Source organism: Desulfatibacillum aliphaticivorans DSM 15576 (genome assembly GCF_000429905.1).
In the GTDB taxonomy this organism is placed as follows: Bacteria; Desulfobacterota; Desulfobacteria; order Desulfobacterales; family Desulfatibacillaceae; genus Desulfatibacillum; species Desulfatibacillum aliphaticivorans.
Map to the genome: position 1 here is coordinate 1 of NZ_AUCT01000043.1, position 15,089 is coordinate 15,089.

Genomic DNA, 15,089 nt, shown 5'->3' on the forward strand with positions numbered 1-15,089 from the left:
AATTTAATGGTCTTTGGTATTCATTCCCACGCACAGCATGGGAACGAGAGCAAAGGACGAAGACCTTGGATTCCCGATAGGGACGCTCGGGAATGGCGCCCCTCATCCTGACCTTCCCCCGCCGGTGGGGAAGGTATGAAGGCCAGGGCGAGCCCTGCCCGAGGGTTGGGAGACCCAACCCCTGCGCGGGCGCAGCAAGCGGCGCCCCTACGCAAACCGGATAATGATGATTGTCGGCCGTATTTTTGTTCGAAGGGAGGATGGGGCGGAGGTATGCATTCCCGCGTACAACATGGGAACGAGTCCTACCCATCCTGACCTTCCCCCCGCCAGGGGGGAAGGGATCATGATTCCCGGGCTCCGGTTTATAATTCAGATCATAGACCCAGGCTTAGGTCTTGATTTTAAAGTATTACTTCCAAACCCGAAGATGGAATAATTCCTTGTTTTTAACCCAACGGGGCGTTAGTCAAAAGCCTCGGAGGTTTTCCAAACCTCCCAGACCTTGCCCACCAGATCCGGGCCGGGCTTGAGGGTTTGTTTGCCGGGCTTCCAGCCCGAAGGCGTGGCTTCCGTGCCCTTGCTCTGACGCACATGCTGGAAGGCCTGCACCTGGCGAAAGGACTCTGACACGTTCCTGCCCACGGGCGGGGTGAGCACCTCGTAGCCCTGGACCACTCCGTCGGGATCGATGATAAAACGGCCGCGGGTTTCCACTCCGCCGTCCTCGTCGTAAATGCCGTACAACGTGCCCACCTTGCCGCCGGCGTCCGACAGCATGGGGAAGGGAACCCCGCCCTCCACCATCTTGGAAAGCTCGTGATCATCCCACATTTTATGCACAAACACGCTGTCCACGCTCATGGAAAGAATCTGCACCCCCAGTTTTTCAAATTCCGCATTCTTCTCGGCGACCGCCGAGATTTCCGTCGCTCAGACAAAGGTGAAATCGCCCGGATAAAAGCATAACAGCACCCATTTGCCCAAATATTCGGATAATTGCACCGTAACAAACTCACCCTTTAAATAAGCCGGAGCCGTAAAATCCGGAGCTTTTTTTCCAACCTTGATCATGCCTGCCTCCTTGCTTTTTGCCTGGTTTGTTGGTTGCGGTGACGCCGTTTCCTTCGCCTCTTCCCCCACGGGCCCCCCTGTGGGGCGGGCGCAGCCGGGGCTGAATTCCTTCGGCATAGACTCCTCCTATGATTTGCATTGATATTTATAATGTTACACGGGCTCTTGCCAAGATTTTATCTATGATACGCCGCCTCCCTTTTCAGGGCAAGAAAAAATGACACTCATTCCTAATTAGATATGGGACATACTTGACCTGAGCCAAATGGGTTCATATACTTCCTACACAAGAACACTTTCGAGGGTTGGCGAGGACTCTATGACGAAATTTACCGGCATCAATCATTTGGCAATGGCCACCGGCGATATGGAAAAAACCATACGCTTTTGGAGAGACCTGTTGGGAATGCGCCTGGTAGCGGGTTTGGGCAGGCCCGGGTTCAGGCATTATTTTTTTGAAATCAGCGAGAATGACTGCATCGCCTTTTTTGAGTGGGACGGCGTGGAACCGGTTGAAAAAAAGGACCACGGCTATCCGGTTCGCGGGCCGTTTGTTTTCGACCATCTCTCCATCGGCGTGGAAACGGAAAAGGAGTTGTACGACCTGAAAGACAAGCTGGAGGCGGCGGGGTTTTCCGTGTCCGACGCCATGGATCATGGCTTCATCCATTCCATATACGCCTTTGACCCCAACGGAATTCCCATCGAGTTTTCCTGGCCGGTTCCAGGCAGGGATATCAGAAAGACCCCGGTTTTGGTGGATAAAGGCCCTTCGGAAACCGCCCTGGAAGGGCCGGACCCGCAGCCCGGGCAATGGCCGGATGTCACCAAGCCAACGCCGCAGGATTGGCGGGTCGCTTTCGCCGGCGCAGGCATGGATCTTTTTGAAAAGCCCAACCATTTTGGAAAAAAGGAGGAAAATTGATTTTTTCGACTTGAATCAAGGACTACCAGGGCTTTCAGGTGTAGTTTTTGCTTGTCAAGACAATGGAAAACGGTCCTCATAATTAGGAGGTTCGCAAAATGAAGCACCTGAACATTATTGAAGTGAACGACTTCAACGACCTGAGCCTGAGCAAATATTTGGTTCACGATTCTCCGTATTTCAAGATCCTCAACTTCAATTTCAGAGCCGGGCAAAAGCTGCCCATCCACTCCCATCAGATCGACGGCCAGCTTTCCATCCTGGTTCTGGAAGGGGAGGGCGAGTTCTTGGGAGGCGAAGGCGCGGCCATTCCCGCCAAGCCGGGAGACATCCTCATCTCCGAGATTTCGGAGCCCCACGGCATTAACGCCGTTACGGACATGCGCGTGCTTGTGACCATCGCGCCTCCTATTTAAGACGCTCGCAAAAAAGGGCCTGGTGCGGGTTGACAATTGGGCCTGTCTTGTGATGCCGGCACGCTGTTATGAACAAGAATTCCTCCAATCAAACCCCCAGAGAAACCTGGGGAAGTAAAATCGGTTTCATCGCCGCCTGTATGGGCGCGGCCATCGGCCTGGGCAATATCTGGCTTTTTCCCTGGCGATTGGGGCGCTACGGCGGCGCCGCCTTTTTAATCCCCTACCTGTTGTTCGTGTTCGGGCTGGTCCGGTTCGGCCTGGCCGCGGAGCTCGCCCTGGGCCGCAGGGAGCAGCGGGGGCCCATGGGGCGCCCTGTCCCAAGTGTTCGGACGCTTGCATCCCGGCCTGGGCAAGCTGTTGGGGCTGATTCCCGTGCTGGCCGTCTCGGGCATCCTGGTGTTTTACTCCATCGTGCTTGGTTGGATCATCCGGTACTTCTGGCTTTTTATCAGCCGCGATCTTTCCGGCTCCGATTTTTCCGCCCTGTTCGGGAATTTTGCAGGACAAGCAGCCTCCATGCCCTGGCACGTCCTGGCCATAGGGGTAACCGCGTTTATCGCCGCACAGGGGGTGCAAGCCGGCCTGGAGCGCATCAACAAGGCGGCCATGCCCCTGTTGTTCGGGATTCTCGCCATTCTCCTGGTGCGCAGCCTGACCCTGCCCGGCGCCCTGGACGGCCTTGCGTTCTTAACCAAGCCGGATTGGACATATCTTTGGGACATCCAGACCTGGATCATGGCCCTGGGCCAGAGCTTTTTCACGGTCAGCCTGGGCGGCATGCTCATCTACGGCAGCTACCTGGACGACGGCATGGACATCCCCAGCGCCGCGTTGACCACCGCGGTCATGAACAGCCTGGCTTCCTTTTTGGCCGCCTTTGTGATTATCCCCGCAACCTTTGCCTTTGGCGTGGACGCCGCAGCCGGGCCGGAGCTGATGTTCGTAACCATGCCCCGGATCTTTGACGTCATGCCAGGAGGCCGGGTGTACGGCGCCTTGTTTTTCTTCAGCGTGATTCTGGCGGGATTGTCGTCGGCCTTGAATCTGGTGGAAGTTCCCGTGGAAGCGTTGATGGATCAGTTGAAGCTGCCGCGTAAAAAAGCGGCGGTTCCGGTCGCATGCATCGCCCTGGGGATCGGGTTGTACCTGGATCTTAACATGGGCGTGTTCGAAAAATGGGTGGATCTTTTTACAATTTATATGCTTCCCGCCGGAGCTTTGATCATCGCCGTGGGCCTGTTCTGGATTTTAGGGGCGGACGCAGCCCTAAAGGCCATAAACACCGGATGCAAAAAGCCCTGGACCCGCGGCCTGATCAAATACCTCTCCTGGGTTTTCGTTCCCGTCTGCCTCCTCGTCTGGATCCTCGGCATGGCCCTGGGTGGAATCGGGTAGGGGGGAATCATGGCAGACATGCCATTCCGCCAGCACAAAGGCTTCTTTCCAAATAGCACATCATTTTAACATCTCTTTGTTATTCCCTGACTTTCAGGGGCTTGTACACTATTAAATATGATTTTTATTTAATCTTGAACAAGGGCCTTTTTAGAGAAAAATGGCGGCCAAGCGGGTGGAAATGTTTTTTGTTTAAGGCGTTGAAAATGAATCCTCCCAATTATTCTCTATGCCGTCGGATTGCTCCGCATGAAGGGATGGGCATCTGCCGTGTTTTTATGGAAATTTTTTCTCCAGCCTTGTCCGAATCCTTATCCTGGCTCCGCGTAATCCGACCTACATACCGCTTTGCGACTCCGGCAGGATACTGGCTTGTGGGGTTGCTCAAATGCCCAAAGACAAAGACGCTGGATTTCCGATAGGGACGTTCGGGAATGACGGGCTGTGGGACGTTGGATTCCCGATAGGGACGCCTGGGAATGACGGGTTGGGGTGACCAACCCCTATGCGGGCGCAGCAAGCGGCGCCCCGGACGCTCGGGAATGACGGGGGATGGGACGCTGGATTCCAGATAGAGAAGCACGGGAATTCCATGAATGGAGACCTTATATTATGAAATATTCCATTTGCATGAGGCAGGTGTTTATTTTTATAATTTTCATTTTTATTTCAACGCTATTGAACGACTTTGTAAGGCTTCCAACAAATTACTACTTAGCTAATTTCGGATTTTTTAATAGTAGTTCAAGTAATGAGTTCCTTGCGATATTCAAGGCGGAGTTCTATTCAAGCATCCTTGACATTGTTTACTATATCGGAATGGGATGGCTGCTATCGAGAGTTATGAAGACGCGCCAATATTTCTGGGCTGCGCTTTATTGCATTTTGCTGGTGACATTCTATTTAGTATACTCAAGACCTTATTGTTATACAATGAAATTGAATGACTTTTTTGTTTCATACAAATCTGTGACTATTATTACTCCTGCTTTTTTCATCGGCGTTTTGCTTGATCAAAGGCGGAAACAAAAAAGAAGTAACCGGGAACAACTTAACGGGGGCGCTCACGATAAATAAGCGTATAAATGGGTGAAGTCGAGATTTGGATGCGATGCCGCCCTATTGAAAAGACTTTCAAACCACGGAAAGCACGGCTGTCCGGGAAATTTTCGGTTCCGTGTTTTCCGTGATTAAAATAATGATTTTCAGGCTTGGTTTAAAACTTCGGGGGCTGAAAACAGCAAACGCCGCATGATCGAAATCATGCGGCGTTTTGTTAGGCTGGTGCCGAGGGACAGAATCGAACTGCCGACACGCGGATTTTCAGTCCGCTGCTCTACCGACTGAGCTACCTCGGCTTGGCCTTATGTCTTTGCCGGTTTGCGTTACCGCCAAAGTGGGACCGTATATAGGAGTTTGAGCCGAAGATGTCAAGGAGAAAATCCGCTCTGGTTAAGAATTTGTTTGATCTTTTATCTGCTGGCCGGGATTGGCCGTTTTACGCCATAAAGCGACGCACGGCAATTGGTTTGGAGCCGATCCCGGCCTCACGATCAAATCGTCCTTTTGCTCCTGTATTGTTTAATAATTCCAGCGTCTAACGCGGAAAAAAGGCCGCTTTTTCCGGGCGGGGCCGGTTTCGCCTCCAGACCCCGCCCGTCAAGGATATTTTCAGGAAATCCCGAAAAAAAATTTCCCTGCCCAAGGGCCGATCCGAACATTTTTTGAAAAAAAGTTCAGTTTTTTTTCGGCCTATGAAAAGCGCGTCGGGACTTTTTATAAATCCCGGTCCAAGCAATCAGGTATTGCGGATAAAATCCCTGGGCCGGAATTCCTCCAGCGTCAGAGCCTCGCCGGGGCAGGTGGACACGCAATTGCCGCAGCCGAAGCAACTGGCCAGATCGATGACCGCAACGTCCTCGCACTCAATGGCGTGAAACTGGCACCGGTCCACGCAGGTTCCGCAGCCCAGGCACGCATCCTCGTCCAGCTTCACCCGGAATCGGGACGGCGCAAAGGCTTCGTACTTCACCTGGTTGACGGCAAACAACCCCGTGCAGCAGCACGAGCAGCAATTGCACAGGGCCACGTCCGACTTGACGTTGTTGCGGGTCATATGCACCAGTCCTGCGTCCTCGGCGGCCTTGAGCTTGGCTAAGGCCTCCTCTGTGGTGATTTCCGCGCCGATCCCGCGCTCCAGGGCTTCCATGCCGAATTTGTTGATCAGCATGCAAATGTGGGCGTCCTCGGGCGCCGGGCAATCCGGGCTTTTGTTCAAACGATGCCGCGTGGCCCGGCAAACGCACGGTATGGCCACGATCTGCCGGGCGTTTTCAATAATATGCCTGGCCGAGTCCTCATCCAGGACCGTGGACCGCGTATCCACTGCAGCCTCCACGGGGATGGTCCGCATCATGGGCGGCACGTTGAGCTTTTTCCACGTGGGAAAAATCTCCTGCATTTCCTTGCGGATCATGCGGTCCCACAACTCCACCATGTCCATGCCGATTCCCGGAGTGAGCAGCACCGCGTCCCGGAGTTCGATCAAACCGGGATACAAAACGTAAACTTCTTCTTCCGCTTGCACTTTCTGGTTTTTGCAAATCGCTCCAAAATGGCGAAGGACCTTCAGGATGCTTCTGACCTCCTCCACCGGAACGCCGGTTTTTTCGGACAACTGCGGGGCGTCGCCCGGAAGCGCGGCCGCCACTTTTTGCTTTTCTTCGGTGTCAAACAGGGTGGAAAGGATGGTCCCAAGGGTTTCCGATTTGGGATAGCCCAATTTTTTTGCATAAAATTTTAAGGGTTCCGGCGTTTGCATTTGTTCTCCTGATTTGTATTAATCGATCATTTCCAAAGCGTGGTTGATTTCCCCAAGCACGGGCTCCTGGGCTTTGGAGGCGAAGCCTTCCAGGGCCTGTTTGGCCTTTTCTCCGCCGATCCTGCCCAGGGCCCAGGCGATCATGCCCAAAACCCGCTCGTCGTCATGCTCGCCAAAGGCTTTGATCAGGTCGTCCACGTACATCGGGTCCAGGGTATTGCCCATGACCCGGGCCACGTTCATCTTCCAGCGCCAGATATGCTTGTAGCCCATATAAAACATGTGGGGCCAGATTTTGGTCTCAAAATACTCCTTGTCCATGTGCAGGAGCTTGGGCAGTTCAAAGTCTCCGGCCTTGGCCGCCGCTTTCTGATTTACGGGCAGGTCTTTCGCCAGCCAGGGGGCGTTGCGCGGGCACACGTTTTGGCAGCGGTCGCAGCCGTAGACGAAAAGCCCCATGGCTTCCCGAATTTCCAACGGCGTGATGCCCCGGCCGTAATAGCTGAGAAAGGAGATGCACTTGCGCGGGTCCAGCCTGCCGTTGCCTTTTAAGGCTTTGGTGGGGCAGGCGGCAATGCAGGCGTTGCGGCACCAGTCCGGACACCCGAACCGCATGGTCGGCTCGTCCGCTTCGAATTCCCGGTCCACCACCACGGCGATGGGAAAGCTAAAGGAACTTTGGGCCTCGGCCTTGCGGGAGTAAAACAGGCAGTTTTTGCCAAGGGTTCCCAGGCCGGCCCGGGTGGCGGCCGCGCGGTGGGGAAGGTTGAAAGGAACCTTGGAGTTGATCCCGCCTTCCCGCAGAAAATTTCGGAACGCCTTGATGCGCAGGGCAAGGCCGTCTTTGGTCACCCGGTCGTCGTCCAGGTAGCACCGGCCGAAATGGCGCTCCATGGAAGGGGGGAAGGACTTTTGGAAATATCCCTCCAGCAGCACAATGATGGATTTTCCCTCGGGCATGATGTTGGCGGGATCGGTCCCTTGTAGCAGGGAAAGGCCCATCTTTTCAGCCCAGCCGTATTCCTCCTGGTGGGCCTCCAGGTAATCCTTGGAATTGTCGAAAGGCTCCATGGTCGTGATTCCCACGTCCACGAATCCATTGTCATAGGCGGCTTGCATCACGTCTTGTTTGGTGATCACGTCTGTCTCCTTGGCGAAAAAAATTTGGGATGTCCTGGGGCGGATTATTCCATCATCAGCGGCCCAGTTGGGTTGAAAACGCGCCGGGAAATTTGCGGCGCCTGGGGGAACTCCCGAACCCCGGACGAAAGGCTTGGAGACCGCTCCCGCTCCCTTTCGACCTGAGGCGCTTCAATTATACCTGCTTCCTGTCTTAAAATAAAGAGCGCTCGTTAGAATTTTTTGCCTAACCATTTATTTCCTGTCTGAATCTTGATCTTCGATTAATTATACCGATTGGTATAGTATCCGTAAAATCCCCTCGATTGTCAACGCAATTTCAAGCGGCATTTCCTTTAGCCGTCTTAGGGCTTCCAGTGCATCTCAGGACACAACAATTTGGGCTTGCTGATGATATAGGCAAAATCATTGTTCAATGGCCCGGCTTGTGCTAAATTTTGCAACTAAATGAAAATGCAGGCGCGGGGCTCGGCTTACGTTCGGAGAAGTGCAACGTTAGCCTCCTGTTTGCAATATCCGATACAATCGTTCTCCCGAAGAAAAATCCACTCCCACAGCAAGAAGGATGCAATGAAAGTATTCATCAGCTACACCCAGCAGGATAAGAAGCACGCGGACCTCATTGCGGACAAACTTCGCGGCGCCGGGCATGGAGTCTGGTACGACGGATGGAAGATCAAGGCCGGGGACAACCTGCTTGAGAAAATCAATCAGGGCGTGAAGGAGGTTGACGCCTTCATCATCATTATCAGCAAGGACTCCCTGAGCTCCAAATGGTCCATGCACGAGTATTCGGCCCTGGCTTTCGGCGAGCTGTCCAGCCCCTCGACGCGGATTATCCCCGTCCTGGTGGATAAAAGCACGGTGCCCCAATATCTGGCCCGATACCAGTACGTGGACCTGTCCGAAAATCTCGACCGGGGCCTGAACGAGATCCTGGGTTTTTTGTCGGACGAGCCGCCAGCCGCCAAAATAGGGGCTGGCCGGGAGAGAACCTACACCCAGGCCCTTGCCTCCCTGACCAGGGCGCTGAACGCCGGGAGGCTGTCTTTGTTTTGCGGCGCCGGGACGTCCATTGGCGCGGGCATTCTATCCTGGGACAATTTGCTGCTTATGCTGCTGGAATCCATGATGATCCGCATGTCCAGGGAGCACTCCCTGTCCGTAGAGGAAGTGGATCCCATGGAGTTCCAAAGAAGCTACAGCCCCTCCGCTCTGGTGGTTGGGAAATATCTGAAGACCAACCTGGGCAACGACTTTCTGCCCCAGCTTCGCGACGCCCTGTACTCCAAGAATCCCAAGTCGTGCGCCATCATCGAAGCCATTGTGGATCTGGCCCGGCCTCAGCGGGACGGCAAACCCCTGGACTCCATCGTGACCTTCAATTTCGACGGTCTCATCGAAGAGGCTTTGTCCGCCAATAACATCCGGCACATCGCCATTTACGAAGAAGGCATGCGCTACAGTTGCAGCGAACTGCCCATTTACCACGTCCACGGATACCTGCCGCGCAAAGGGAGAATCAAAAAAAACACGGACGTGGTGTTCTCGGAGGACGCCTATCACAACCAGTTTATCGATCCCTTTTCGTGGTCCAACCTGATCCAGTTGAACAAGCTGAGCCAAAACACCTGCCTGTTCATCGGCCTGAGCCTGAACGATCCCAATTTGCGCAGGCTGCTCGACGTGGCCTACCGGAAAAACCCGTCCCGGGAGCTGAACCACTACGTCATCAAAAAGGTTCCCAGCCATTCCGAAGGAACCATCAACAGCCTGGCCCTTCTTCTGGAAGAACAGGACGCCAATGAACTGGGCCTGAATGTGGTCTGGGTCAGGGAATACTCCCACATCGCGCCGTTCCTCACGGAAATCGCCGGCGCCAAAGCATAGCTGCTTAACCGCTAAACTGCATAACGGCCTGCCTCCGGCGGCCCGCTTTTGAAAAAGCGGGGCAAAACTTTTTAAATGGCGTTGCGCGCAGGGCGTATGCCAAGAATTGCGGCTGACCGACTGCGGCGGCGAACAAGGCTTCCAGGGCCGCAACAAACAGGTCAGCCCGGTTAAATGTAGCCGCGCCCCCTGTGGGCGCCTTATTGACGCGCAAGCGCGTCCATGGCAGGCACGGGGGCCTGCACTACACTGCCATAGGGAAATCGTTGGCCTGATCCTTCTCCTTTGCGTTTTGACCAACAACGATATGTAATGCCTTGATTTGCCGCTTTAGGTAAAACTCTTGCAGATAACATTGTAATGTTTATCGAGATAATAAAGCCCGAAGAGTTCACCATGTATAGAGTTTAATCCCACAATTTCTTCGCTTACAAACCGGATAGGAAAGGACTCTCTCATTAAAATGCTACGCATCTGGCGAAAATCCTCCTCTCCCGGTTCAACCAAGCCATGCCAAAAGTCTATGCCGGTCCGGCCGCTGTCATCGAGAGCCATTACCGGTTTTAGATACTCGACTTCTTCAGGCGATCCCCAAAAAATATACCCGAGATACGTGTTACCGTGTTGGTCGAAAAAAAACGTTTTAACGATAACCTGGAAATCCTCAATTTGTTTGATTTCCCTGACAGGTCTGACTGTTTCCTCACTTTCAACAGAGTCATCCATAGGAAAAAACCAGACAGGAGTCTCGACAAAGTCTTTTGGCGTTAGTTCAGACAGCTGTTTGTCCATTTTTGTACCTATTGATGAAGCGCGAAGGAATACTATTTCATCAATACAACCTTCGTGCGTTGATTTCCGGAAAGCCGGCCTTTAGGATTTTATCGGCGGCTTTTTGGATGTTGTAAGGGACGTAGCAGATGGTCAGGGCGTTCATTTTGGTGTCCCAGATCACGTATTTGGCGTTGTTATCGCCGTCCCGGGGCTGGCCCACGCTGCCCACGTTGACGATGGTCTTGCGGTTGTCCAGAAGCCAGCCGCCTTCCAGCAGGGGATAGGTAATGACGTTGTGGCCGTCAAAGGCCACCAGATCCAGGTTGTGGGTGTGGCCCACAAAGCACAGCTTGTAAGGGACCGAATCCCACATGCGGGATATGGCGCCCTGATCCGCTTCAAACAGGTATTTGTGGATGGAGTCGGGCGGAAAGCCGTGCACGCCCAGGGCGCCGTGAAACTCGATGTTCACGGGCCATTTTTTAATGCGTTCCACGCTTTCGGGCTTGAGCATTTTACGGGTGAGCAGAGCGGTTTTCTTGGCCTGGGGGTTGAAATAATGTAGAATGTCGTCGTCGTACACAGCTTCTTCGTGGTTCCCCAGGATGGAGGGGATTTTATTTTCCCACAGGAGCTGCAGGACGGGTTCGGGGTCGGCGCCGTACCCCACCACGTCTCCCAGGCAGACGCAGGCGTGCACATTTTTAATTTGCATATTTTCCAGGACAGCCGTAAATGCTTCCAGATTGGCGTGAATATCAGAAATAACAGCAATTCGCACAGTCGCCCGCCCTTGAAAAATTATGGTTGAATGATATTAGGCCTTGACAAGAAAGGCTATTTTCCTTACATACCGCTTTTTATGTTGTGGTGTCTACCGAATATAGGCCCGCACCAGCTAACGAAAGTGAAAAATATATAAATCGGCGATTGAAAAAACAATGCCGGCCAAGGAGGATGCAACATTGGCGAATCATAAGTCCGCTTTGAAAAGAGCAAAACAGAACACCATCAAGCAAATGCGCAACCGTTCCTACAAGACCCGTCTCAGGAATATGGTCAAGAAGGTCAACCAGGCTGTGGAAGCCCAGTCCGTCGATGAAGCCAAAACTATTTTGGTGGAAACTCAGTCGATCATCGATAAGTGCGCGAGCAAGGGCGTAATCCACAAAAACACCGCTTCCAGGAAGATTTCCCGCCTTGCCAAAAAGGTAGAGGCCCTGGCCGGTTAGGTTACCGAACTTGTAGTGAATGGGTGCGGCGGCTGCGCTGCACGGCCGGGCTTCAAAGCCTTGGCCGATACGGCAGCGCGCCGACCGATCCCCATTAAAAACCTTCAAAATATGCTTCCATCCGATGGCGGATTTTCATAGCCAGGCGCGTGGTTAACACCGACAACGCCTGGTTTTTGTTTGCCTGGGTGGCCGCCAGGTTTTCGCTCACCACCTGATAGGTCTCGTATTCCGAAATCTTGTCGTCCGCCCACAACACCCGGCCGTCTTCATCAAGCAATTCCAGAGACAAAATCATTTTCACCCTGCGCAGGGCTGAATCCCCGGACGACCTGCGCGCGGCATTCTCATCCAATAAAGACGCGATGGACCCCGCCAAAAGCACGTTGGCCTCGGCGCGGCTGTGGGCCAGGGTGAATTTTTGCTCCCGGGTGAACTCCCGGATCAAACCGTTTGTTATCATGGTTTCCAGGCCGGTTTCGGCTGTTTCGTTATCCAAAACCGGTATGAAAACGGCCCGCACGGGGTCGCCGGGCCTGGCGCCTCCGGAAAAATGATATCCGCAGGCGCACAGGCTTAACATCAATACGGGTAAAACCAGACGCAAAAGAGCCTTTTGCATAGGGCGGTCCCTGAACCTTTCCTGCAGCGGCTAAACCACCACATTGACCAGTTTGTTCTTGACCACGATCACCTTGCGAATGGGCTTGCCGCCCATGAACTTTTGGACCTTTTCATCGGCCAGAGCCATTTCCTTGATCTTTTCATCGTCCGTGTCCAGGGGCACGTTCAGCTTGCTGCGCAGCTTGCCGTTGACCTGGAGCACCACAACCACCTCGTCGGCGGTCAGGGCGTCTTCCCGCCATGCGGGCCAAGGGGTTTCAAGGACGCACTGGGTTTTTCCGAACAGGCTCCACAACTCTTCGGTAAAATGGGGCGTCATGGGCGAAATCAGCAGGATGACGGCCTCCACGGCGGCGCGAAGCACGCCGGCGCGTTTTTCGTCCTGCAGGTTGTCGTTCAGGCCGTAGACCATGTTCACCAGTTCCATGACCGCGGAAATGGCCGTGTTAAAATGGAACCTGCCGTCAATGTCCTCGGTGACCTTTTTAATGGTCTGGTGCGTTTTCTTGTACAGGTCCTTGAGATAGCCGTCCAGGTCGTCCGGGCTTCCCTCGAAGGGCTGCGCGTCCTTGACCTCGTCCATATGGGCGGCGAACATGCGCCAGACCCTCTGGAGGAACCGGTAGGACCCTTCCACGCCTTCCTCGCTCCAGTCCAGGTCCCGTTCCGGGGGCGCCGCAAACAGGCAGAACAGGCGGATGGTGTCCGCGCCGTATTTTGCCAGCAGTTCTTCCGGGTCCACCACGTTCAATTTGGACTTGGACATTTTTTCCACGCGGCCGGCTTCAACAATCTTGCCGCACTTGGTGCAGGTGCGTTCGTCGCCGCTTCCTTCCACTTCATGGGGAAACAGCCAGCCGTGCTCGGGGCACTTGAGGGTTTCCTTGCAGACCATGCCCTGGGTCAGGAGCCGGGTGAAAGGCTCTTTAAAGTCCACCAGGCCGAAGTCGTTCAGCACCCGGGTGAAGTAGCGGGAGTACAGCAAGTGCATGACCGCGTGCTCCACGCCGCCGATGTACTGATCCACGGGCATCCAGTATTTGACCGCATCCACATCGAACATGCCGTCGTCGCACTTGGGGCTGCAGTAGCGTTCCGGATACCAGCTGGACTCCACAAAGGTGTCCATGGTGTCGGTTTCGCGCCGGGCGTTTTCGTTGCCGCATTGGGGGCAGGTGGTCTTGACGAAGGAATCCAGTTCGGGCAAGGGCGACTTGCCGCCTTCCAGCAGGTTGGCGTCCTCGGGCAGAATCACGGGCAGCTGGTCCTCGGGCACGGGCGTGATGCCGCAATCCGGGCAGTGGATCATGGGGATGGGAGCGCCCCAGTAGCGCTGCCTGGAGATGCCCCAGTCGCGAATGCGGTACTGGACCGTCTTTTTACCCATGTCATTCTCGTCCAGGTATTGGGCGATGGCCTCCATGGCGTCGGTGTTTTTCATGCCGTCGAATTGGCCCGAGTTCACCAGCACGCCCGGGTCCGTATAGGCTTCGGTCATGGTTTCGGGCGAAAGCGCCTCGCCTTCGGGCTGAATAACCACGATTTTTTCCAGGCCGTATTTGGTTGCAAACTCAAAGTCCCTCTGGTCGTGCGTGGGAACCGACATGACCGCGCCGGTGCCGTATTCCATGAGGGCGAAGTTGGCCGTATAGATTTCCATGGTCTTGCCGGTCAGGGGATTGATGCACTGGGCGCCAATGGGCACGCCTTCCTTTTCCTTGTCGTCCGCGGTGCGTTTTGCCTTGTCCTGCTTGGCCATGCGGGCGACGAATTCCTGGACGACGGCTTCCTGGGCCGTGCCTTTGCTCAGATCCTCAACCAGAGGATGCTCGGGCGCCAGGCACATAAAGGTTGCGCCGCACAAGGTGTCGGGCCGGGTGGTGAAGACCTTGATCTTTACGTCGCTGTCCTTGACGGAAAAGAGGATTTCGGCGCCGTGGCTTTTGCCGATCCAGTTTTTCTGCATGGTGACGACCTTCTCGGGCCATCCGGGCAGTTTGTCGCAGTGCTCCAGCAGATCGTCGGCGTAGTCCGTAATCCGGAAGAACCACTGCTTCAGCTTTTTCTGCTCCACCTCGTCGCCGCAGCGCCAGCACATGTTCTGCTCCACCTGCTCGTTGGCCAGAACGGTCTGGCAGGTGTGGCACCAGTTGACGCTGGCTTCCTTGCGGTAGACCATGCCTTTTTTGAACATCTGCACAAAGAGCCATTGCTCCCAGCGGTAATAGTCGGGCTTGCAGGTGGCTATTTCGCGGTCCCAGTCGTAGGAAAAACCCATGGCTTTCAGCTGGGCGCCCATGGCGGCTATGTTTTCGTATGTCCATTTGGCAGGATGGGTGTTGTTTTTGATGGCCGCGTTTTCCGCGGGCATGCCGAAAGCGTCCCAGCCCATGGGGTGAAGGACGTTAAAGCCCTGCATCCTCTTAAACCGGGCCACCACATCGCCGATAGAGTAGTTGCGAACATGCCCCATATGGATTTTTCCGGACGGATAGGGAAACATTTCCATAAGAAAATACTTCTCTTTGGAGGGGTCTTCCTTCACTTTGAACAGTCCGGCGGCGTCCCAATGGGCCTGCCATTTGCCTTCTATTTTTTTGGGGTCGTAGCGTTCATCCATGCCAAAATGCCTTTCACATACAGGGGCTTAAGAGAGTTGTCAGTAATATAAACCGGGCTGGTCCCTCCCGGCTTTCCATGGTCAGGGCCTATACTATCAACTTTCATCCATGCCACAACTCAGGGCGTTTGGCAAGGAGCAGGCGGTTATTTCATCGCGTTATAACCCCCAGAAT

General features: G+C 54.4%; 12 protein-coding genes, 1 tRNA gene and 1 pseudogene. 6 read left to right on the forward strand and 8 right to left on the reverse strand.

The window, feature by feature from the left end; genetic code table 11:
- Positions 1 to 465: 465 nt before the first annotated feature.
- Entirely contained in the window at positions 466 to 1,191 is a 726-nt protein-coding gene (gene prxU / locus G491_RS35100) for a thioredoxin-dependent peroxiredoxin (protein WP_084511687.1), read from the reverse strand.
- 202 nt (positions 1,192 to 1,393) lie between these two features.
- Here prxU and G491_RS0125180 point away from each other — a divergent pair, with 202 nt between their 5' ends.
- From G491_RS0125180 to G491_RS32480, 4 genes and pseudogenes are all read left to right on the forward strand, one after another.
- A complete protein-coding gene (locus G491_RS0125180; RefSeq protein WP_028316509.1) occupies positions 1,394 to 1,999 on the forward strand; it encodes a VOC family protein in 606 nt (201 codons plus the stop codon).
- A gap of 98 nt (positions 2,000 to 2,097) precedes the next feature.
- Positions 2,098 to 2,415: a cupin domain-containing protein gene (locus G491_RS0125185; RefSeq protein ID WP_028316510.1), complete on the forward strand. Its 318-nt coding sequence runs from the start codon at positions 2,098 to 2,100 to the stop codon at positions 2,413 to 2,415.
- A 140-nt stretch (positions 2,416 to 2,555) separates the two neighbouring features.
- Positions 2,556 to 2,663, forward strand: a pseudogene (locus G491_RS36800) (hypothetical protein); the annotation flags it as partial.
- A gap of 76 nt (positions 2,664 to 2,739) precedes the next feature.
- Positions 2,740 to 3,813 (forward strand): sodium-dependent transporter, encoded by a 1,074-nt coding sequence (locus G491_RS32480; protein ID WP_211239170.1) that lies wholly within the window; start codon positions 2,740 to 2,742, stop codon positions 3,811 to 3,813.
- A gap of 1,282 nt (positions 3,814 to 5,095) precedes the next feature.
- On the opposite strand, the gene G491_RS0125205 is transcribed toward G491_RS32480, so the two are convergent.
- The 3 genes from G491_RS0125205 to G491_RS0125220 form a co-directional block, all read right to left on the reverse strand.
- A tRNA-Phe gene (locus G491_RS0125205) sits at positions 5,096 to 5,171 on the reverse strand.
- Between the two features lie 440 nt (positions 5,172 to 5,611).
- Positions 5,612 to 6,634, reverse strand: coding sequence for a 4Fe-4S binding protein (locus G491_RS0125215; protein ID WP_028316513.1), 1,023 nt, complete (start codon positions 6,632 to 6,634; stop codon positions 5,612 to 5,614).
- Between the two features lie 18 nt (positions 6,635 to 6,652).
- Complete coding sequence (locus G491_RS0125220) at positions 6,653 to 7,774, reverse strand: epoxyqueuosine reductase (RefSeq protein ID WP_028316514.1); 1,122 nt, start codon at positions 7,772 to 7,774, stop codon at positions 6,653 to 6,655.
- A 570-nt stretch (positions 7,775 to 8,344) separates the two neighbouring features.
- Between G491_RS0125220 and G491_RS0125225 the strand changes: the two genes are divergently transcribed.
- Positions 8,345 to 9,664, forward strand: a complete 1,320-nt coding sequence (locus tag G491_RS0125225) for a TIR domain-containing protein (protein ID WP_028316515.1) — start codon at positions 8,345 to 8,347, stop codon at positions 9,662 to 9,664.
- A 330-nt stretch (positions 9,665 to 9,994) separates the two neighbouring features.
- Here the strand turns inward: G491_RS0125225 and G491_RS0125235 are convergent, their stop codons facing one another.
- Together G491_RS0125235 and G491_RS0125240 are read right to left on the reverse strand one after the other, a co-directional pair.
- Positions 9,995 to 10,456, reverse strand: coding sequence for a hypothetical protein (locus tag G491_RS0125235; RefSeq protein ID WP_028316517.1), 462 nt, complete (start codon positions 10,454 to 10,456; stop codon positions 9,995 to 9,997).
- 40 nt (positions 10,457 to 10,496) lie between these two features.
- Positions 10,497 to 11,219 (reverse strand): metallophosphoesterase family protein, encoded by a 723-nt coding sequence (locus tag G491_RS0125240; protein WP_028316518.1) that lies wholly within the window; start codon positions 11,217 to 11,219, stop codon positions 10,497 to 10,499.
- Positions 11,220 to 11,403: 184 nt separating this feature from the next.
- On the opposite strand from G491_RS0125240, the gene rpsT reads away from it, so the two are divergent.
- Entirely contained in the window at positions 11,404 to 11,670 is a 267-nt protein-coding gene (gene rpsT, locus G491_RS0125245) for a 30S ribosomal protein S20 (protein ID WP_012610334.1), read from the forward strand.
- 94 nt (positions 11,671 to 11,764) lie between these two features.
- Here rpsT and lptE read toward each other — a convergent pair whose 3' ends face one another.
- Complete coding sequence (gene lptE, locus G491_RS0125250; protein WP_012610333.1) at positions 11,765 to 12,292, reverse strand: LPS assembly lipoprotein LptE; 528 nt, start codon at positions 12,290 to 12,292, stop codon at positions 11,765 to 11,767.
- A gap of 30 nt (positions 12,293 to 12,322) precedes the next feature.
- The gene (gene leuS / locus G491_RS0125255; protein ID WP_028316519.1) at positions 12,323 to 14,914 is read right to left on the reverse strand and encodes a leucine--tRNA ligase; all 2,592 of its coding nucleotides are present in this window, start codon (positions 14,912 to 14,914) and stop codon (positions 12,323 to 12,325) included.
- Positions 14,915 to 15,089: the final 175 nt, after the last annotated feature.